General features: G+C 67.3%; 18 protein-coding genes and 1 riboswitch. Of the genes, 9 read left to right on the top strand and 9 right to left on the bottom strand.

The window, feature by feature from the left end:
- Positions 1-41 precede the first annotated feature (41 nt).
- Complete coding sequence (locus U5768_RS15955) at positions 42-2,021, top strand: PAS domain S-box protein (protein ID WP_415913914.1); 1,980 nt, start codon at positions 42-44, stop codon at positions 2,019-2,021.
- Between the two features lie 27 nt (positions 2,022-2,048).
- Here the strand turns inward: U5768_RS15955 and U5768_RS15960 are convergent, their stop codons facing one another.
- Together U5768_RS15960 and U5768_RS15965 are read right to left on the bottom strand one after the other, a co-directional pair.
- A complete protein-coding gene (locus U5768_RS15960; protein ID WP_322031374.1) occupies positions 2,049-2,882 on the bottom strand; it encodes a class II glutamine amidotransferase in 834 nt (277 codons plus the stop codon).
- A gap of 53 nt (positions 2,883-2,935) precedes the next feature.
- A complete protein-coding gene (locus U5768_RS15965; RefSeq protein WP_322031375.1) occupies positions 2,936-3,613 on the bottom strand; it encodes a MarC family protein in 678 nt (225 codons plus the stop codon).
- Between the two features lie 240 nt (positions 3,614-3,853).
- Between U5768_RS15965 and U5768_RS15970 the strand changes: the two genes are divergently transcribed.
- A complete protein-coding gene (locus U5768_RS15970; protein WP_322031376.1) occupies positions 3,854-4,081 on the top strand; it encodes a DUF3311 domain-containing protein in 228 nt (75 codons plus the stop codon).
- Positions 4,078-5,553 carry a sodium:solute symporter gene (locus U5768_RS15975; protein ID WP_322031377.1) on the top strand — a complete coding sequence of 492 codons (1,476 nt, stop codon included), beginning with the start codon at positions 4,078-4,080 and terminating at the stop codon, positions 5,551-5,553. Before U5768_RS15970 ends, U5768_RS15975 begins: the two co-directional genes overlap by 4 nt.
- A gap of 61 nt (positions 5,554-5,614) precedes the next feature.
- On the opposite strand, the gene U5768_RS15980 is transcribed toward U5768_RS15975, so the two are convergent.
- Together U5768_RS15980 and U5768_RS15985 are read right to left on the bottom strand one after the other, a co-directional pair.
- A complete protein-coding gene (locus tag U5768_RS15980) occupies positions 5,615-6,232 on the bottom strand; it encodes a glutathione S-transferase family protein (protein ID WP_322031378.1) in 618 nt (205 codons plus the stop codon).
- A gap of 13 nt (positions 6,233-6,245) precedes the next feature.
- Positions 6,246-6,611: a hypothetical protein gene (locus U5768_RS15985; RefSeq protein WP_322031379.1), complete on the bottom strand. Its 366-nt coding sequence runs from the start codon at positions 6,609-6,611 to the stop codon at positions 6,246-6,248.
- 116 nt (positions 6,612-6,727) lie between these two features.
- On the opposite strand from U5768_RS15985, the gene U5768_RS15990 reads away from it, so the two are divergent.
- Entirely contained in the window at positions 6,728-7,174 is a 447-nt protein-coding gene (locus U5768_RS15990; RefSeq protein WP_322031380.1) for a MarR family transcriptional regulator, read from the top strand.
- Between the two features lie 2 nt (positions 7,175-7,176).
- Here the strand turns inward: U5768_RS15990 and cobM are convergent, their stop codons facing one another.
- From cobM to cbiE, 3 genes are read right to left on the bottom strand one after another with little or no spacing between them, the layout of a single operon-like run.
- Positions 7,177-7,908, bottom strand: a complete 732-nt coding sequence (cobM, locus tag U5768_RS15995; protein WP_322031381.1) for a precorrin-4 C(11)-methyltransferase — start codon at positions 7,906-7,908, stop codon at positions 7,177-7,179.
- Positions 7,905-8,648 (bottom strand): cobalt-precorrin-6A reductase, encoded by a 744-nt coding sequence (locus U5768_RS16000; RefSeq protein ID WP_322031382.1) that lies wholly within the window; start codon positions 8,646-8,648, stop codon positions 7,905-7,907. The genes cobM and U5768_RS16000 overlap by 4 nt, the downstream gene beginning before the upstream one ends.
- Positions 8,645-9,871, bottom strand: coding sequence for a precorrin-6y C5,15-methyltransferase (decarboxylating) subunit CbiE (gene cbiE, locus U5768_RS16005; RefSeq protein WP_322031383.1), 1,227 nt, complete (start codon positions 9,869-9,871; stop codon positions 8,645-8,647). The genes U5768_RS16000 and cbiE overlap by 4 nt, the downstream gene beginning before the upstream one ends.
- Positions 9,872-9,989: 118 nt before the next feature.
- A riboswitch (cobalamin riboswitch) is annotated at positions 9,990-10,179 on the top strand.
- Between the two features lie 95 nt (positions 10,180-10,274).
- On the opposite strand from cbiE, the gene cobG reads away from it, so the two are divergent.
- Genes cobG through cobJ form a run of 4 tightly spaced genes read left to right on the top strand, consistent with a single transcriptional unit; the run spans position 10,275 to position 14,720 of the window.
- Complete coding sequence (gene cobG, locus U5768_RS16010) at positions 10,275-11,672, top strand: precorrin-3B synthase (RefSeq protein WP_322031384.1); 1,398 nt, start codon at positions 10,275-10,277, stop codon at positions 11,670-11,672.
- A complete protein-coding gene (locus U5768_RS16015; protein WP_322031385.1) occupies positions 11,665-12,291 on the top strand; it encodes a precorrin-8X methylmutase in 627 nt (208 codons plus the stop codon). The genes cobG and U5768_RS16015 overlap by 8 nt, the downstream gene beginning before the upstream one ends.
- Complete coding sequence (locus tag U5768_RS16020) at positions 12,292-13,023, top strand: precorrin-2 C(20)-methyltransferase (protein ID WP_322031386.1); 732 nt, start codon at positions 12,292-12,294, stop codon at positions 13,021-13,023.
- Positions 13,011-14,720 carry a precorrin-3B C(17)-methyltransferase gene (cobJ, locus tag U5768_RS16025; RefSeq protein WP_322031387.1) on the top strand — a complete coding sequence of 570 codons (1,710 nt, stop codon included), beginning with the start codon at positions 13,011-13,013 and terminating at the stop codon, positions 14,718-14,720. The genes U5768_RS16020 and cobJ overlap by 13 nt, the downstream gene beginning before the upstream one ends.
- 12 nt (positions 14,721-14,732) lie before the next feature.
- On the opposite strand, the gene U5768_RS16030 is transcribed toward cobJ, so the two are convergent.
- Positions 14,733-16,250, bottom strand: a complete 1,518-nt coding sequence (locus tag U5768_RS16030) for a sensor domain-containing diguanylate cyclase (RefSeq protein WP_322031388.1) — start codon at positions 16,248-16,250, stop codon at positions 14,733-14,735.
- 258 nt (positions 16,251-16,508) lie between these two features.
- Between U5768_RS16030 and U5768_RS16035 the strand changes: the two genes are divergently transcribed.
- On the top strand, positions 16,509-17,462 hold the full coding sequence (locus tag U5768_RS16035) for a flagellar brake protein (protein WP_322031389.1): 954 nt from the start codon (positions 16,509-16,511) through the stop codon (positions 17,460-17,462).
- Positions 17,463-17,469: 7 nt separating this feature from the next.
- Here the strand turns inward: U5768_RS16035 and U5768_RS16040 are convergent, their stop codons facing one another.
- Entirely contained in the window at positions 17,470-18,057 is a 588-nt protein-coding gene (locus U5768_RS16040; protein WP_322031390.1) for a vWA domain-containing protein, read from the bottom strand.
- Between the last annotated feature and the right edge of the window lie 56 nt (positions 18,058-18,113).

Raw genomic sequence — 18,113 nt, forward strand, 5'->3', positions numbered from 1 at the left:
GCTTCCAGATGCCAGAGCCTGTCGGACTGTGAACAGGCGCTATGACAGACCCGAGGACCATGACGACGCCAGACCCCGGCCTCGCCCCGCACAACGTGGCCCCCGAAAGCCACAACGAACGCCGCTTCGAGGCGCTCGTGGAGCCGATCGAGGATTACGCGATCTTCCTGCTCGACGCGCATGGCTACATTGTGAGCTGGAATCGCGGCGCGGCCCGCATCAAGGGCTATGAAGCGCACGAGATCATCGGCCAGCACTTCTCGCGCTTCTACACCGATGAAGCCAACGCGCGCCGCTGGCCCGATCACGAACTGGAGCAGGCCGCGCTGCATGGGCGCTTCAACGACGAAGGCTGGCGCGTTCGCAAGGACGGCTCCATGTTCTGGGCCAACGTCGTCATCACGGCTCTGCGCGAGCGCGACGGCTCGCTCGGCGGCTTCGCCAAGGTCACGCGCGACCTGACCGCCGAACGCCGCCAGGTCGAGGCGCTGCGGCTTTCCGAGGAGCGCTTTCGCCTGCTCGTGGAAAGCGTGAGCGACTACGCGATCTTCATGCTCGACCTGCAAGGCCACGTGGTGAGCTGGAACTCCGGCGCGACCAACCTGAAGGGTTATCGCCCGGCCGAGATCGTCGGCCAGCATTTTTCCGTGTTCTACCCGCCCGAGGAGGTCGCCGCCGGCCTGCCCGAGCGCGAACTGCGCCGCGCGAAGGACTTTGGCCGCGTCGCGACGGAAGGCTGGCGCGTGCGCAAGGACGGCTCGATGTTCTGGGCCAACGTTACGCTCACCGCCGTACACGACGGCCACGGCCGCCTCACGGGTTTCGCGAAGGTCACGCGCGACATGACCGAGAGCCGCCGCACCGACGAACTCGAGCATTCGAGCGAGCAGATGAAGCAGTTCCTCGCCATGCTCGCGCACGAACTGCGCAACCCGCTTGCGCCGGTGCGCAACGCCGTGGCCACCATGCGCCTGAGGGATGCGCCGAGCGCCGACATCGAGCGCGCGAGCGAAATGATCGACCGCCAGATCGTGCACCTCACGCGGCTCGTGGACGACCTGCTCGACGTCGGGCGCATCACGTCGGGCAAGATCGAGTTGCGCGAGGCGAGCGTCGATCTGCGTGAAGTGGTCGCGCACGCCATCGACGCGGCGCAGCCGTTCACCTCGGCGCGCAGCCAGCACGTGAACGTGCAGATGCCCGACGAGACGCTCACCATGATGGGCGACCACACGCGGCTCGTGCAGGTGCTGCAGAACCTGCTGCACAACGCCTCGAAGTTTTCGCCCGACAGCAGCCATATCGTCGTGGATGTGCGCGCCATCTCGCGCGCCGTGCAGATCCAGGTGCGCGACGAAGGGCGCGGGCTGCGGCCCGGCACGTACGAGTCGATTTTCGGCCTCTTCAGCCAGGACCGCTCGGTGCCGGGGCCCTCGGAAAACGGGCTCGGCATCGGCCTCATGCTGTGCCGCTCGCTTGTGGAACTGCACGGGGGCACCATCTCCGCCACGAGCGACGGGCCGGGCAAAGGCAGCACCTTCACGATTCGCCTGCCGTTCGCGCGCGAGAGCGCGCACGCGCCGCCGCTCGCCCCGGACGCCGCCGAGGTTGCCGCGCTCGCCGAGGCCGGCGTGCCGCCGCTGCGCGTGCTCGTGGTCGACGACAACCGCGACTCGGCCGACAGCCTCGCCATGCTGCTCGAACTCAAAGGGCACGACGTGCGCGTGGCGTACAGCGCCGCCCACGCGTGCAAGGAAGTGGACGGCTTCACGCCCGACGCCGCGCTCATCGACATCGCCATGCCCGAGATCGACGGCTATGCGACGCTGCGCGCCCTGCGCGCTCTGCCGCCGCTCAAGCACACGCTGTTCGCCGCGATGACGGGTTTCGGCCAGGCCGCCGACATCGAACTCACGCGCGAAGCGGGCTTCGAGAGGCATCTCGTGAAGCCTGTGGATGTAGCGCTCTTCGACGAGGTGCTCGCGCTCGCGGCGGCGCGGCAAATGCGCCGCAACGCATGACGCCGATCTAACGCGCCCTTACGCCGCTCAAGGCGCCACCGGCACGAACGGCCGGTACTCGACCTCTGCCCCGCGCACGAGAATGGCCGTCGACTCCGGCACTTCGGCCCACACATCGGGCGTGTCGCCGAGCGGCTCGGAAACGAGCAGATACGCGTCGTCGCCGGCCGCCTGGATGCGCGGGTCGTCGGGATACAGTTCGCGCAGATGCCGGAACGACGTCGTGTGATAAAGCGAACGCGAGTTGCGCTCGCTCGAATAGCGCGCGGCGACGATCTGCTCGCCGTCGCAGGCGCAGACGGTCATGTTGAGCGCCGGCTCGATGCCATGCTTTTTCGCCGTGGCCTCCACGAAACCCGCCATGCGTTCCAGCGCGGGGACGGGATCGATTTCGAGGCCGAACGTCATGGCCAGATAGAACATCGTTTCGGAATCCGTCGAACCTTCCAGCGCGTTGAAACGATCCGGATCGATTGCCACGAGCAGGTCGCGCCGCATGAGCGGATAGCTGCGAATGAGCCCGTTGTGCGCGAAGATCCAGCGCCGGTGACGAAACGGATGGCAGTTCGTTTCCTGCACCGGCGTGTCCGTGGCCGCGCGGATGTGCGCGATGAACATGGGCGCGCGCACGGCGCGCGCGAGTTCGCGCAGGTTGCGGTCGTTCCACGCCGGATGCACGCTGCGATAGCGATAAGGAATGTCGTGCGGGTCCTGGAACCAGCCCATGCCGAAGCCGTCGCCGTTCGTGGTGGTCGCGCCTTTGGTCGAATGCAGGCTCTGGTCGATCAGCGAATGGCGTGCGTGAAACAGCACCGTTTCCAGTTGCACGGGATTGCCCGTATAAGCGAGCCAGCGGCACATGATGGTCTCCTTCGTGTGAGGGCGCGTGTGCGCCGGCCCGTTTGAACGCGCCGCTACTTCGCGGCGCGCAGGTCGGCGATCGGCGTGAGAAAGCCGGTCAGGCCAGTCAGTATGATCTGCACTCCGATGCACAGGAGCAGAAACGACGACACGCGCATGGCCACGCGCGTGCCTTCCACACCCAGGTACTGCGAAAGCCGCGCGGAGCGGCTATACACGTAATAGATCACGAGCATGACGAGCGCGGAAATCACGATCGAGGCGAAGCTCGAAAGCAGCCACGCCGAAAGCTTGTGCGTGCGGTTGGCGTTCAGCGCAATGGCTGTGGCGATGGAGCCGGGCCCCGTGGTGAACGGAATCGTCAGCGGAAAAAAGGCCTTGCCCGCAGCCGAACTCGGGCTCATGGGCTTGACCGGATGATCGACCAGGGCCGGCTCCGGCTCGGGCGCGTTGAGCATTTGCCAGCCGCTCACGGCCACGGCGAGGCCGCCGCCGATACGCAGCGCTTCCATGGAAATGCCGAAGAAATGCAGGATGGGCGTGCCGACGAAAAACGCCACGACCAGTACGAAGAACGCGTTGACCGCCACGCGTTTGGCGAGCACGCGCCGCTCTTCGTCGGTCAGCGTTGCGGTGCGATCGAGAAAGACAAAGGCGCCGCTCAAAGGATTGATGATGCTGATGAGTCCGGTGAAACCGAACAGAATGTCTGAAATCAGGCTCTCGATCATGAAGGCGATCCGGTAAGGGCATGCGCAGCGCGCGCCGGGCTGCGAGAAGTGTAGCCGGATCGGCGTCTAGCGTGCCTGATCGATGTCGCGGGCGCGCGGGAAATGGCGCGTTGCACCAATCCGCGCGGCAACGCTTCAGTATTTTTGGCAGCTTTACGGGGCGCGTTCACAAGCATAGAGTGGTTTGCCTCGCACCCCGACGCGACGTTTCTTTTCTTCTCATATGAAAGAGGAGTTGCCATGTCACTGCGGTTGCTCGCTGCCTTGCCCTTTATCGGCATCCTTTTAGGGGTGCCGTTCGTCAATCGCACCGAGCCGCTCGTGCTCGGCATGCCGCTCGTGCTGGCGTGGATCGTCATGTGGGTCGTGCTGGCCGCGGCGATCATGGGGATCGTCTACCGGCTCGATCCGGTCAACCGGCTTGCGAGCGCGCTTTCGGACGATGGCGATGCGGAGGTGCGGCCATGAGCGCACTCGTCATCATCGCGGCGATGACACTCGTCGCGCTCTATCTCGGCATGCGCGCCCGCCGCGGGCACGACATGAATCTCGAACAGTGGGCCGTGGGCGGCCGCAGCTTCGGCACCGCGTTCGTGTTCCTGCTGATGGCCGGCGAGATCTACACGACCTTCACGTTCCTCGGCGGCAGCGGCTTCGCTTATGGCAAGGGCGCGCCCGTCTACTACATTCTGGCTTACGGCACGCTTGCGTACATCCTCTCGTACTGGATGCTGCCGCCCGTATGGCGCTTCGCGAAGCAGCACCGGCTCGTTTCGCAGCCGCACTTCTTCGCGCGCAAATACCAGAGCCCGGCGCTTGGCGTGCTGGTGGCGTGCGTGGGCGTGCTCGCGCTCGTGCCGTATCTCGTGCTGCAACTCAAGGGGCTCGGCATCATCGTGACGACGGCCTCCTATGGCGCGATCTCCTCGACGGCGGCGATCTGGATCGGCGCGGCCGTGGTCACGGCCTACGTGATCGTCTCGGGCGTGCGCGGCTGCGCGTGGAACTCGGTCGTGAAAGACACGATGATTCTCGCCATCGCCGTGTTCCTCGGCATCTATCTGCCGATTCACCACTACGGCAGCCTGAGCGAAATGTTCCGCGCCATCGACGCAGCCAAGCCCGGCTTCCTCACCTTCCCGGCGCGCGGCCAGAGCGTCACATGGTTCCAGTCCACCGTGCTGCTCACGGCGCTCGGCTTCTTCATGTGGCCGCACACGTTCATGTCGGTCTACACCGCGAAGAACGAGCGCATCTTCCGCCGCAACGCGATGATTCTGCCGCTCTACCAGCTCATCCTGCTATTCGTGTTCTTCTGCGGCTTCGCGGCCGTGCTCAAGGTGCCGGGCCTGAAGGGCGGCGACATCGACCTCTCGCTCTTTCGCCTCGCGCTGCAGACGTTCGATCCGTGGTTCGTGGGCGTGATCGGCGCGGCGGGCGTGCTCACCGCGCTCGTGCCGGGCTCGATGATTCTCACCACGGCTTCGACGCTGCTCGCCAACGACATCTATCGCGGCGGCCTCGCGAAGAGCGCGGACGACGCGCGAGTCGCGAAGCTCGCGCGTATTTTCGTGCCGATCGTCGCGCTCGTCGCGGTGGGCTTCACGCTCAATGGCGGCGACACCATCGTCGCGCTGCTGCTGATGGGCTACAACTTCGTCACGCAGCTTTTCCCGGCGATGGTGTGCAGCCTCTCCGCGCGCAACCGCGTGACGAAGCAAGGCGCGTTCTGCGGCATCGTGGCGGGCGTGCTCGTGGTGATCGTCACGACGCTCACGCATGTGAGCGTGGCGCAGTTGATTCCGTTCGCGCCGGATGCGTTCAAGGACATCAACATCGGCTTCCTCGCGCTGTTCGTGAACGTGATCGTGCTTGCGGTGGTGAGTACGGTGACGCAGCCGCGCACGCATGTCGATCATGAGCATGCGCGGGCGCATTGAATTCAGGTAGTGCGGTAACGAAGCGGTCCAATCGGTGTGATCCGATTGGGCCGTTTTCCATTTATGCCGCCCTGCGCGTTTCCGCTATGCGCTGCGGCGCCTCGGGGCGCGCGTAGAGGCGGTCCAGATACGCCTGCAAACGCGGGAAGCCATCCAGCAGTTGGACTACGCTCGCCCAGTCCATCAGATAAACCGTCACGCAGTCCGCCACCGAGAGCTGGTTGCCGACGATGAACTCGCGCCCTTCGAGATGCTTTTCGAGCACCGCGGCCATCGCCTTGAAGTCCTCTCGCGCCAGTTCGATATCGGCGGGACTGCGCTGTTCGGGCGGATAAACGAACGTGTGCCGCGTGATTCGCCAGAGCGGCTGCTCCAGTTCGGTGACGGCGAAGAGCGTCCAGCGATACACCTGCGCCCGCTCTTCGAGATCCGCGGGCAGGAGCGCCTTCTCCGGATATTTATCCGCGAGATACAGCACGATCGCAGCCGATTCGGGAATCACGCGGTCGCCGTCGATCAGCACCGGAACCTTGCCCGCGGGATTGATGCGCAGGTACTCGGGCCGCTTGTGTTCGCCTTCGAGCAGATTGACCGAGATGAATTCGAAATCGGCGTCGACCTCCTTGAGACCCCATAGCGCGCGTTGCGAACGCGTGCCGGCAAAACCGTAGAGTTTCATGACGCGGCTCCGTTCATGCGCCGGGAATCGGCAGAACGGGCATGACTTCGACGCCCGCGCCCGGAAAAATCGTGAATTGCGGATGCCCTTCGAACAGCTTCGCTGCCTCCTCGTGCGATGCGGCGCGCAGCACGGTATAGCCCGTTAGCGCGTTGGACGTATCGGAGATGCCGTGCTCGCCGATGGATTTGGTCTTGCCGAGCGGACCGCCCATATCGACGATCGACGCCTTGTGCTTGTCGACCCACGCATGCCAGGCGGCAATGCCCTCTTTCTCCTTCGCGTGCCGATCGGCTTCGGGAAGCGCCGCCCACGCCTTCATGGGGGCGTTGTCTTTGGTACCGAGAAAAACAGCGAGAAACAGTTTCTGATCGCTCATGTGTCCTCCAACTGCGGGTCGGGTTACGGGTTCGATTACGGGTCTAAAAACAGGGGGCAACGGCGTGCCGCCCGTCCGGCCTTGACAGCATAGGTTGATATCAACATAATTGCAACATGGCCCGCACAAAGAAACTTCCCTTCGAAACCACGCTATTGGTGCGCGATTGCTGCCTGTGTCTGCATATGCAGCGGGCGGCGCGCAATCTCGCGCGCATCTTCGACGACGTACTGCGTCCGCTCGATCTCACGAACGGGCAGTTTTCGCTGCTGATGTCGCTGAACCGGCCGCATCCGCCCGGCATGAAAGACGTGGCGGCGCTGCTCGCCATGGACCGCACGACGCTCACGGCCGCGCTCAAGCCGCTGGAGCGGCGCGGCCTCGTGGTCATCGAGCAGGACCCCGATGACAAGCGCAGCCGTTTGATCAGGCTTACTGACGAAGGGCATCGATTGCTCGGCGCCGCGTTTCCGGTCTGGCAGGAAACGCATGAGGAGATAGAAAAGGGATTTGCAAAGGGCGAGGTCGACAAGCTACGCGCGCACTTGCGGGCGCTTTCGTAGCCCTACCGCTTCCCCGCCCCGTAAAGCGTCGAATCCGCGAACCCTTCCGCCGCGAGCACCCGCCCCACGAGAATCAGCGCGGTACGCTCGATATCCGTCGCTTGCACCTTTTCAGCGATATCCGCGAGCGTGCCCGTCACGCGTTCCTCGTCGGGCCAACTCGCGCGGTAGATCACCGCGACGGGGCAATCCGCGCCGTAGTGCGGCCGCAATTCCTCAACGATACGCGCGATATGGCGCACGCCCAGGTGGATCGCCAGCGTGGCTTTATGACGCGCGAGGTCGCCTAACCGCTCGCCTTCGGGCATCGACGTTTTCGTGGCGTAGCGCGTAAGAATGAGCGTTTGCGAAATACCGGGCAGCGTGAGTTCGCTGCCGAGCGCCGCCGCGCATGCGGCCGTCGCCGTCACGCCCGGCACGATTTCATAAGGAATGCCAAGCATGCGCAGGCGGCGGATCTGCTCGCCGATAGCGCCATACAGCGACGGGTCGCCCGAATGCACGCGCGCCACATCGAAGCCTTGCGTGTGCGCGCTTTCGAGCAACGCGACGATTTCGTCCAGCGTGAGCGGCGCGGTATCGACCACTTTATGCGCGCGGTGGCCTTCGAGCACGGCCGGCGGCACGAGCGAGCCCGCGTAGAGAATGACGGGGCAACTGCGCACGAGGCGCTGGCCCTTCACGGTGATCAACTCAGGATCGCCCGGTCCCGCGCCGATGAAGAACACTGTCATGCGCTGAAACTCCGCTTGATGTAGTCGTCGAGCGCACCGGTCGCCTCTTGCGCCGATGCGAATTCGCGCTGCGCGGGCGGCAGCGGCGGCCGCTGCATCATCACCACGGGCAAGCCCAGTTCGCGCGCGACAGCGAGCTTCGCCTCGGTCGCCGCGCCACCGCTGTTCTTGCTGACGACGACGTCGATGCGCGCTTCCGTGAAAAGCGCGCGCTCGCCTTCGGCTGTGAACGGCCCGCGCGCGTCGATGATGCGGGCGCGAGCGTGGCCAGGATGCGCTTCGAGGCAACGGATGGTCCAGTACTGCCGCGGCGGCACTTCGTGCAGATGCGCGAGCGGTTCGCGCCCGAGCGTAAAGAGCGGGCGCGCGAACGGCGCAAGCGCTTCGATTACGCCGCGCCAGCCGCCGACCCCGCGCCAGTCGTCGCCGGGCTGTGGCTGCCACGGTGCGCGCCGCAGCGCCCAGTACGGCACCTGTGCCGCGTCGCATGCGCGCGCCGCATTGGCGCTGATCTGCGCGGCGTATGGATGCGTGGCGTCGAAAACGAGCGCGATGTTTTCGTCGGCGAGAAAGCGCGCGAGCCCTTCTGCGCCGCCGAAACCGCCCACACGCACCGCGCAGGCGAGATCGGCGGGCACGCGGCCCAGTCCCGCGAGCGAGTACACGTGCGGCGCGCCGAGTGTACGAGCGATGGCCAGCGCGTCGCCGGTGCCGCCCAGCAGCAAGACGCGTGGCGTCATGGCTTGACCGCCTCGTAGAGCGTGACGGGCAACGCCTGGCGCCATGTGTCGAAGCCGCCCAGCGGCTGCGCCTCGCCGATGCCGATGCGCGTGAGCGTGCCGCCGTGCTGCGTGCGCCACGCCGCGAGCGTCGCTTCGCTCTGCAATGTCACCGCGTTTGCAACGAGCCGGCCGCCGCTCGCGAGCGCATCCCAGCATGCTTCGAGCACGCCGGGCACGGTCACGCCGCCGCCGATGAACACCGCGTCGGGCGTCGCGAGCCCTGCGAGCGCTGCGGGCGCGCGGCCCGCGACGAGCTGCAAACCGGGCACGCCCAGCGCGGCGCGATTGTGTTCGATGAAGCGCTGACGTTCGGCATGCGCCTCGATCGCAATCGCGCGGCAAGCCGCGTGCGCGCGCATCCACTCGATGCCGATCGAGCCGCTGCCCGCACCCACGTCCCAAAGTAGCGCGCCCGGCGTGGGCGCGAGGCGCGCGAGCGTGAGCGCGCGCACGTCGCGCCTGGTGAGCTGGCCGTCGTGGCGATAGGCGTCGTCGGGGAGGCCCGGCGTGAGCGTCCAGCCGCGAGCGAGCGCATTCGCCACATCGCTTTCGCATTCGAAGGCGACCAGGTTGAGCGCCGCGGCTTCTTCCACGTGCCACGCATCGGCACGGCCTTCGATGCGGCGCTCGAGCGGGCCGCCCAGATGCTCGAACACCGCAAGACGGGTGGCACCGAAACCCGCTTGCGCGAGCAGCGAGGCAAGCGCCGCGGGCGTGCGTCCGTCCGCGCTCAGCGCGAGCACGCGGGAGCGCGCGTGAAGATGGCGGCGCAGCACATCGAGCGGCCGGCCGACGAGCGAGACCATCGCCGTATCCTGCAACGCCCAGCCCATACGCGCCGCCGCGAGCGAAAGCGACGACGGCGCGGGCAGCACGCGCATTTCGCCGGGCGCCACGCGGCGCGCGAGCGTTGCGCCCACGCCGAACAGCATGGGGTCGCCGCTCGCGAGCACGCACACGGGCTCGTTCGATTCGCGATGCGCAAGCAGCGCATCGACGCTGAACGGCTGCGGCCACGCCTCGCGGCGCGCACGCACGCGTGGCGGGAGCATCGCGAGATGGCGCGCGCCGCCCGTCACGATGGCCGCGTCGAACAGCGCGCGCCGCGCGTCGCGCGCGAGCCCCGCATAGCCGTCGTCGCCTATGCCCACCACCGTCAGCCATGCCTGCGTGCCCTGCATTCGCTCTCCCGCTGCTTCCTGATTCTCTATGCCGCCACCCGCCCGCGACCCGATTGCGGGCCGTAGCGCGCGTGAAAACGGGCATAATACCGTGTCCGCCGGCGCCTTTAAGGCAACTTTGCATGAGACCGGAGCCAGCGCTGAAGCGCCAGCTCCGGATGGCAAGAAAGGGAACACAGCATGCTGTGGCCGCCCCCGCGACTGTGAGCAGCGAGACCGCATCCACCCACGCCACTGGTTTTACCGGGAAGGCCGATGCGGTTCACGACCTGCGAGCCAGGAGACCTGCCGGCCGACTGTTCGCGCAAACCCGGATCGGACGGGGTGTACCGATACCGCAGCCGCTTCCCGCCCACCGTGCGGGCAGCGCGCCGCTCGCGCGCGGTGCTTACCCGGTATTCCCTTGAAACACCAAACGAAGTCCGTCTCGCCCGCTGCTGCATTGGCCGTGCTGCGCTCCTCCGCGTGCCCGGGGCTGGTGCGCGTGGTCGCCGCGCGCGACGGCGGCGTGTGCCGCATCCGTCTGCCCGGCGGCGTGCTGGGCGCCGCGCGTGCGCGCGCCGTCGCCGATGCGGCATCGACGCATGCGAACGGCGTGCTCGAACTGACGAACCGTGCCAACGTGCAGATTCGCGGCGTGCTCGCGGGCGAGGAAGCCGCGTTGAGCGCCGCGCTGATCGGCGCGGGTCTCGGCCCCGCCGGCATCGGCGTCGCGAGCCCGATCGAGCGCGCCTGCGCCGCCGACGAATTGCGCAACGTGATGCTGAGCCCGCTAGCGGGCCTCGATCCTCATGCCTTGTGCGACACGACCGTACTCGCCGCCGCGCTCATCGACATGATGCAGCGCGAGCCGCGTTTCGCCGCACTCTCGCCGAAATTCGCCCTGCAACTGGACGGCGCCGAGCGCATGGCGATGCTCGAACATCCGCACGACATCTGGCTCGCCGCGCTGCCGCATGGCGCGACGGTGCGCTTCGCTGTGGGCCTCGCGGGATGCCCCACGGCGCGGCCAATCGGCACGCTAGCGGCTGACGACGTGTGCGCATCGGTGCAAGCGCTGCTGCATGCATTCCTCGACCTCGCAGATGCAGATGCAACCCGTATGCGCGACGTGCTGGCAACGCACTCGCTCGGAGCGCTGCTGCAGCGCGCGCAACAACACGGCGATTTCACGCTGATGCACGACGCTGCCGCACTGCACACGTGGCATCGCAACTCGAGCCCCTCCGACCTGCGCCTGGGCGCGCACGCACTCCATGCCGACGGCAGCGGATACGTGGGCGCGCAGCCCGCGCTCGGCCGTATCGACGCGCCCACGCTGCGCGCGCTCGCCGCGCTTGCGGAAGACGCAGGCGACGCGACCTTGCGCGTAACGCCCTGGCAAGGCGTGCTGCTGCCCAACGTGCCCGCGCGTGCGATGGCCGCCGCGCTCGAACGCCTGCGTGCGCTCGGCCTCGTCGTTTCGCGTGCCGATCCGCTCGCGCGCCTCATCGCCTGCACGGGCTCGACGGGTTGCGCAAAAAGCCGCGCTGACACGAAAGCCGACGCCCGGCGCCTCGCCGTCCTGTTGCCGCCTGCCGCCGAAGTCCACCTCACCGGCTGCGAGCGTTCCTGCGCCGCCGCGCACTGCGCGCCGTTCACGTTGCTCGCGAGCGCCCCGGACCACTACGACCTGTACCAGCGCGACGACACCCCAAGCGGCTCCGGCCAACGCTTTGGTCAACTCGTCGCGCGCAACCTGACGATCGAAGCCGCTGCGCTCGCAATCGCGCAACGGTCCCGGAGTACCCAAGATGTCTGATTACATCCGCGACGGCCAGGCGATCTATCGCGAGTCGTTCGCGACGATTCGCGCCGAAGCCGACCTCTCGCGCATTCCCCCCGACCTCGAAAAGCTCGCCGTACGCGTGATCCACGCGTGCGGCATGGTGGACGTGGTCGCCGACCTCGCGTTTTCCACAGGCGCGGGCACGGCGGGCCGCCACGCGCTAGCAGGCGGCGCGCCGGTCCTCTGCGACGCGAAAATGGTCGCTTACGGCATCACGCGCGCGCGCCTGCCCGCGAACAACGCCGTGATCTGCACGCTCGACGACCCCGCCGTGCCCGCGCTCGCCCGCGAGCTTGGCAATACCCGCTCGGCGGCTGCGCTCGAACTGTGGCGGCCGCATCTTGCAGGCAGCGTCGTTGCCATCGGCAATGCGCCCACCGCGCTCTTTTATCTGCTCGACATGATCGCCGCCGGCGCGCCGCGCCCCGCGCTCATTCTGGGCTTTCCCGTGGGCTTTGTCGGCGCGGCGGAGTCCAAAGCGCAGCTTGCGGCGCAGAATCGCGGCGTGCCTTTCGTCGTCGTGCACGGCCGTCGCGGCGGCAGCGCGATGGCTGCCGCCGCCGTCAACGCACTTGCTTCGGAGACCGAATAAATGATCCGTAAAGGACGTCTGCACGGCATTGGCGTCGGCCCCGGCGACCCCGAACTGCTCACGCTCAAAGCGCTGCGTCTGCTCAAAGCCGCGCCCGTGGTCGCGTATTTCGTCGCGAAGGGCAAGAAGGGCAACGCGTTCGGCATTGTCGAGTCCCACCTCGAAGCGCAGCAGGAACGCCTGCCGCTCGTGTATCCCGTAACGACCGAAGCGCTAGAACCGCCGCTTTCGTACGAGGCGATCATCGCCGACTTCTACGACGGCGCCGCGGAAATCCTTTCGCGCCATCTCGACGCCGGACGCGACGTTGCCGTGATCTGCGAAGGCGATCCGTTCTTCTACGGCTCGTACATGTATCTGCACGACCGGCTCGCCGCGCGTTACGAGGCCGAAGTCGTGCCGGGCGTGTGCTCGATGCTGGGCGGAGCGGCCGTGCTGGGCGTGCCGCTCGTCTATCGCAACCAGAGCCTCGCCGTGCTCTCGGGCGTGCTGCCCGAGGAAGAACTGCGCCGGCGTCTCGCCGACGCGGACGCCGCCGTCATCATGAAACTGGGCCGCAACTTCGACAAGGTGCGCCGCGTGCTGGCGGAACTGGGGCTCGCGCATCGCGCGCTGTATGTCGAGCGCGCAACGATGGCGAACCAGCGCATCGTCCCGCTCGACGAGGTCGATCCGATGGCTTCGCCTTACTTCTCGCTGCTCGTCATGCCGGGGATGAAATGGCAGTCGTGACACCGCCCGCCATCGTCGTTCTCGGGCCCGGCGCGCTCGCCACGGCGCGGCGCGTGCAGGCGCTTTACGCGGGCGCGCAGATCCATGCGCTGCAAGGCCGCGTGCAAGGCGATGTCGCGTTCAGCGAGCTTGGCGCACACCTGCGCGACTGCTATACGCGCGGCATGCCTGTCGTCGCGCTGTGCGCGGCGGGCATCGTGATCCGCTGCCTTGCGCCGCTGCTTGCCAACAAGGGCGCGGAGCCGCCCGTGCTCGCACTCGCCGAAGACGGCAGCGCCGTCGTGCCGCTGCTCGGTGGACTCACCGGCGTGAACGTGATGGCGCGCGACATTGGCGCGGCGCTCGCGGTCGCGCCCGCGATCACCACGAGCGGCGAATTGCGCTTCGGCACGTGCCTGCTCAATCCACCCGCGGGCTATGCGCTGGCGAGCCTCGCGCAGGGCAAGCGCTTCGTCTCCGATTTGCTTGCGGGCGCAACGACTCGCGTGGACGGCCATGCGCCCTGGCTGGAGAACGTCGATCTGCCGCGCGACGCCACCGCCCGTCACGCCATCCGCGTGAGCGCGCACGCGTGGAACGGCAGCGCCGACGACCTCGTGATTCACCCGCGCAGCATCGTCGCAGCCGTGGGCGCGCCGCACGAGGCGCTGGCCGTTCGCGCGCGCCGCGCACTCCATGCAAACGGATTCGCGCCGCTCGCGCTCGCGGCGCTCGTCGCCCCTTGCGCCCATATGTGCGATGCATCGCTCGCAAACGCGGCGACGGAACTCGGCGTGCCGCTGCGTTTCGTCGATAGCGCGGAGAACACGCCGCAAGCCACGCTTGCTGCCCTCGACTTTGCGGCGGAGGTCGAACGTTACGCGCCGAACGAAGAAGGCATCGCCCTCGCCTGCGCCCCCGCGCCGCTCGACCCGCTCGCGCTGGGCCGCGCGCGCGGCAAGCTCACGGTGCTCGGCCTTGGCCCCGGCCGCGCCGATCTTCTCACGCCCGCCGCGCGCGCCGCGCTCGACAGCGCCACCGATATCGTCGGCTACGCAACCTACGTGGCGATGGCCGGCCCGTTTCGCGCGGACCAGCAACGCCACGCCACCGACAACCGCGAAGAACTGCAGCGCGCCCGCCACGCGTTCGAGATGGCGAGCGAGGGGCGGCGCGTGGCGGTGGTCTCGTCGGGCGACCCCGGCGTGTTCGCGATGGCGGCCGCTGTGCTCGAAGCGCTCGAAGGCTCGGACGATGCGCGCTGGCACGCCGTCGAGCTGGCGATCGTGCCCGGCGTTTCCGCTGCGCTCGCCACAGCGGCGCAAGCGGGCGCTCCGCTCGGCCACGACTTCTGCATGCTTTCGCTTTCCGACAACCTGAAGCCGTGGGCAGTGATCGAAAAGCGTCTCCTGCATGCGGCGCAAGCCGACCTCGTGATGGCGTTCTACAATCCCGTTTCGCGCGCGCGGCCCTGGCAACTCGATCGCGCGCTGGACATCGTGCGCAGCGTGCGCGCGCCGTACACGCGCGTGGTGCTGGGCCGCGACGTGGGCCGCCCCGGCGAGACGCTGCGCGCGACGACGCTAGGGGAATTGCGCTCGTCGGACGTCGACATGCGCACGATGGTGATCGTCGGTTCGTCGGCTACGCGCGGGTTCGCCCGCGCCGACGGCGGTGAGTGGATTTATACGCCGCGCTGGTATCGCGAGGATTCCTGATGAAACGCGCGCTCACGCCTTCAAGGTAGGCAGCGCGTTGCGCGGGTCGGGCGGCGCGCCCTCGAATTCGCGCGCCTTCACCTGGTTGCGCCCCGCCTGCTTCGCCACGTAAAGTTCGGCGTCGGCGGCGCGCAACAGCGCCTGCGCGCCCTCGTTTTCGCGCGGCACGCAGGTCGCGCAGCCAATGCTTACGGTAAGCGTGCCGTGTTCGCTGTGCTCGTGCGCGATTCCCAGCGCCGCCACTTGCTGGCGCACCCCTTCCGCGATTGTCACGGCGCCATCGAAAGGCATGGCCGGCAGCACCACGGCAAACTCCTCGCCGCCGTAGCGCGCCACCATGTCGGTCGCGCGGCGGCAGGCCTCGCGTATCGCACGCGCTACGGCGGCGAGCACTTTATCGCCCTGCGCATGTCCGTAGAAGTCGTTGAACAGCTTGAACTTGTCGATGTCGATGAAAAGCACCGAAAGCGGTTCGCCCGCGCGTCTCGCATGCTGCCACTCGGTTTCGATGCGCAAGTCGAGCGCGCGCCGGTTGTAGAGGCTCGTGAGCGCGTCAGTAACCGCGAGACGTTCGAATTCCCTCTGCGTGTCGAGGCGTGCGCGCATGGAAAGCGCGAGCAGCCACGACGAAGCGGCGACCAGCGCGCCGAAGATCGCCGCCATCGACGCATAGATGTGCAGCCGATGACGCCATGCGGCGAGCGCGCCGTCCACGGAAGGCGCGACGACCGCAACGAGCGACGTGTGCGGCACGCGCCTGAACGTGTAGATGCGTTCGACCTTGTCGTCCTCGCCCGTGGCAATGAACGAGCCGCCGCTCGTTTTCAGCATCGGCTGGACGTAATCCAGTTGTCCGGTCTGCGCGCCAACTTCGTAGTCCGAATAAGGGCGGCGCGCGAGCATGGTCCCGTCGCTCAGCATGATGAACGCGCTGCCTCGCGAATCGACGTCGAGCCGGTCGAACAGTTGCTGAAAGTACGCCAGCCGCAGCGTGAGCATCACGATGCCGCCAAACGAACCGTCGTGCTCAGTCACGCGGCGCGAGAGCACAATCGAGTAGTGGCCGTCGCGCACACGGGAGCGGATCGGGTCTGAAATATACATGCCGACCGAACGCTCGCGCTGCGCCGTGAAATATTCCCGATCCGCCAGATTGACCCCTGCATACGCGCGGCCGTCCTGCGATTCGACGATATGGCCGTACGCGTCCACGTAGAGTGCGTCGTCGAGATAGGCGCCGGTCGCCACGCGGCCGAAGAGCAGCTTGCGGCGGATGTCGGGCGGCAGACTCTGCGTGCGCGGGTCGCGAACGCTATCGGCGGCATCGAGCAGCAACAGGTCGTAGATGCCGCAATTCGCCTCGAGGTCGTTCGACATCAACGAGACGAGTGTGGCCGAAATATGCTGGGTGCTGACAATGGCCTGCGTGCGCTGCTGCATCAGCCCCACCAGTACGATGGCTACGATGGCCGCGCCGACGAGCGAACCCATCGTGCCGACGATGAACGGATGGCTCCCGACCCACTGCATGAGCGCCCGGTTCCATCGACCGGGCATTCGCAAACATCGTTTCCAGAGCTTCATGAGGCGCTTCCTCTTGCTCCGCTCGCAAGGCCTGCTGGGCTTGCCGGCCGATTACAGAATGCATGCGGGATTCATCATACTGCCGCTTGCGAAATCGCCTTCGAATCGCGGCACGCACTCAACTTCCCCGCCGCAGCGCCGTAAACCAGATGAAGCCGCGAAGTCGATTCGCGGCGCGAACTGCTCACCGACCACCCTGCGCCGATGACGAATCTCACCACTGACGCTCGAACCGAAGCCGCCGATACGGCAACCGCATCCGCAATCGAGGCGGCTCCGCTCACGCCGGACGCCATGCCGGTAGGCGAGCCGCTCGCCTGGCCCGTCGTCGATGGCGACGGCGCCTTGCTGCTCGATGCCGGCTCCGTGCTGGTGGGCGAAGCGGAGCGGGATTTTCTGTTCCAGCACTTCGCTCCGCATCGCGGCGACGTAGCAAGGCCCGAGGCCGCGCAGAGCGCGGCGGCCAATGCCGCCGCTGCGCCCGCCACCCCGCGCGACATGCATCTGAACATCGGCGCGCTGATGGGGTTGCGCCCGCAGATGGGCGCGAGCGGCGCGCCCATGCACCCGTGCCGCCTGATCGGCTTCGCGCCGAACGAGGCGCTCTTCGTGACGACGCCTTATGTCGATGGCCGACCCATCGCCATCGCGCCCGGCGAAAACGTGGAGATCGTCGCGATTGCGAGCCAGGCCGTCTATCGCTTCGTATGCACCGCGCATGCGCTCAATCAGTCGCCGCTCGACTACCTCGTGCTTTCGAAGCCCGCCAACATCCGCCGCCTGCGCGAACGCCGCTCGATTCGCGTGCGCGCGCAATTTCCCGTGCGCTACGGCATCGGCGAAGAAGGCGCGGGTTACGACGGCGTGGCGCTCGCGCGCGGCATCAGCGCGCTAGGGCTTTCGGTGAGTGCGGCGTGGGCGCTCGGCAAGCCTGGTGAGCGGCTGCGCGTGGCATTCCAGTTGCGTTCCGGCGACAACGATACGGCGATCGAAACCACCGCCATCATCCGCAACGTGCATGCGGAAGCGAGCGACCCCGCGCACGCCACGCTCGGCCTCGAACTCGACCGCCTCACGGCTGCCGAGCAGATGGCGATGAAAGTCTACGTATTCGATCGTCAGGACGACGTACTGTACTGGACCGGCAGCATGCGCTAGCGCCGGCTCACGCGAGCAGCGCCTGAGCGTCCAGGCAATCGCCCGCCCAGGCCTGAGCGAGCGCCTCGCAGCGCCCCACGCGCAGCGCGCCGAGTTCGCAATCGATCACCGTGACGTGATCGGCATAACGTGGCCGTGCGGGCCATTGCGCCGTGCGGCCGTCGCTGAACAGCCAGAGATGACGCGCGCGCGCCGGATCGCGCCGCGCGGCGCTTTCCAGCAATCGCCCGGCATGACCGATGCCCGCCTCGAGCGGCGTGCCGCCGCCCCCGCCGATAGGCTCGATCCAGCGTTCGTTCCACCAGCGCGGCACCGCGGGCCCGAACCGCAGTTCCGCGCCAGCGCCGCCGAAAGCGATCAAAGCCACTTCCACACGCTCCGCGCGGGCGCGGTCGAACAGCGCGATCAGCAAACCCTTGGCGAGCGCGAGCTGGCCGCGCGCGACCATGGAAGCCGAGCAGTCCAGCACGAAGCAATGGAGCGCGCCCACGCCTGTCTTGCGTTTGGCGAACCGAAAATGTTGCGGTTGCAACGATCCTGCGCGTTTGGCCGCGAGCGTGAGCGGCCAGGCAATACGCTCGCCATGCTTCGCCACTTGCGCGGGACCGCGCCCCGGGCCTTCTCGCCGTCGAGCGCCGCCCTGTGCGAAGG

The sequence above is a fragment of the Paraburkholderia sp. J76 genome (assembly GCF_905220295.1).
Lineage (GTDB): Bacteria > Pseudomonadota > Gammaproteobacteria > Burkholderiales > Burkholderiaceae > Paraburkholderia.

What these genes read in the sequence shown, in the direction of transcription:
- U5768_RS15955 (WP_415913914.1), top strand. Translation starts at nt 42, where the DNA reads ATGACAGACCCGAGGACCATGACGACGCCAGACCCCGGCCTCGCCCCG.
- U5768_RS15960 (WP_322031374.1), bottom strand. Translation starts at nt 2,882, where the DNA reads ATGTGCCGCTGGCTCGCTTATACGGGCAATCCCGTGCAACTGGAAACG.
- U5768_RS15965 (WP_322031375.1), bottom strand. Translation starts at nt 3,613, where the DNA reads ATGATCGAGAGCCTGATTTCAGACATTCTGTTCGGTTTCACCGGACTC.
- U5768_RS15970 (WP_322031376.1), top strand. Translation starts at nt 3,854, where the DNA reads ATGTCACTGCGGTTGCTCGCTGCCTTGCCCTTTATCGGCATCCTTTTA.
- U5768_RS15975 (WP_322031377.1), top strand. Translation starts at nt 4,078, where the DNA reads ATGAGCGCACTCGTCATCATCGCGGCGATGACACTCGTCGCGCTCTAT.
- U5768_RS15980 (WP_322031378.1), bottom strand. Translation starts at nt 6,232, where the DNA reads ATGAAACTCTACGGTTTTGCCGGCACGCGTTCGCAACGCGCGCTATGG.
- U5768_RS15985 (WP_322031379.1), bottom strand. Translation starts at nt 6,611, where the DNA reads ATGAGCGATCAGAAACTGTTTCTCGCTGTTTTTCTCGGTACCAAAGAC.
- U5768_RS15990 (WP_322031380.1), top strand. Translation starts at nt 6,728, where the DNA reads ATGGCCCGCACAAAGAAACTTCCCTTCGAAACCACGCTATTGGTGCGC.
- cobM (WP_322031381.1), bottom strand. Translation starts at nt 7,908, where the DNA reads ATGACAGTGTTCTTCATCGGCGCGGGACCGGGCGATCCTGAGTTGATC.
- U5768_RS16000 (WP_322031382.1), bottom strand. Translation starts at nt 8,648, where the DNA reads ATGACGCCACGCGTCTTGCTGCTGGGCGGCACCGGCGACGCGCTGGCC.
- cbiE (WP_322031383.1), bottom strand. Translation starts at nt 9,871, where the DNA reads ATGCAGGGCACGCAGGCATGGCTGACGGTGGTGGGCATAGGCGACGAC.
- U5768_RS16015 (WP_322031385.1), top strand. Translation starts at nt 11,665, where the DNA reads ATGTCTGATTACATCCGCGACGGCCAGGCGATCTATCGCGAGTCGTTC.
- U5768_RS16020 (WP_322031386.1), top strand. Translation starts at nt 12,292, where the DNA reads ATGATCCGTAAAGGACGTCTGCACGGCATTGGCGTCGGCCCCGGCGAC.
- cobJ (WP_322031387.1), top strand. Translation starts at nt 13,011, where the DNA reads ATGGCAGTCGTGACACCGCCCGCCATCGTCGTTCTCGGGCCCGGCGCG.
- U5768_RS16030 (WP_322031388.1), bottom strand. Translation starts at nt 16,250, where the DNA reads ATGCAGTGGGTCGGGAGCCATCCGTTCATCGTCGGCACGATGGGTTCG.
- U5768_RS16035 (WP_322031389.1), top strand. Translation starts at nt 16,509, where the DNA reads ATGACGAATCTCACCACTGACGCTCGAACCGAAGCCGCCGATACGGCA.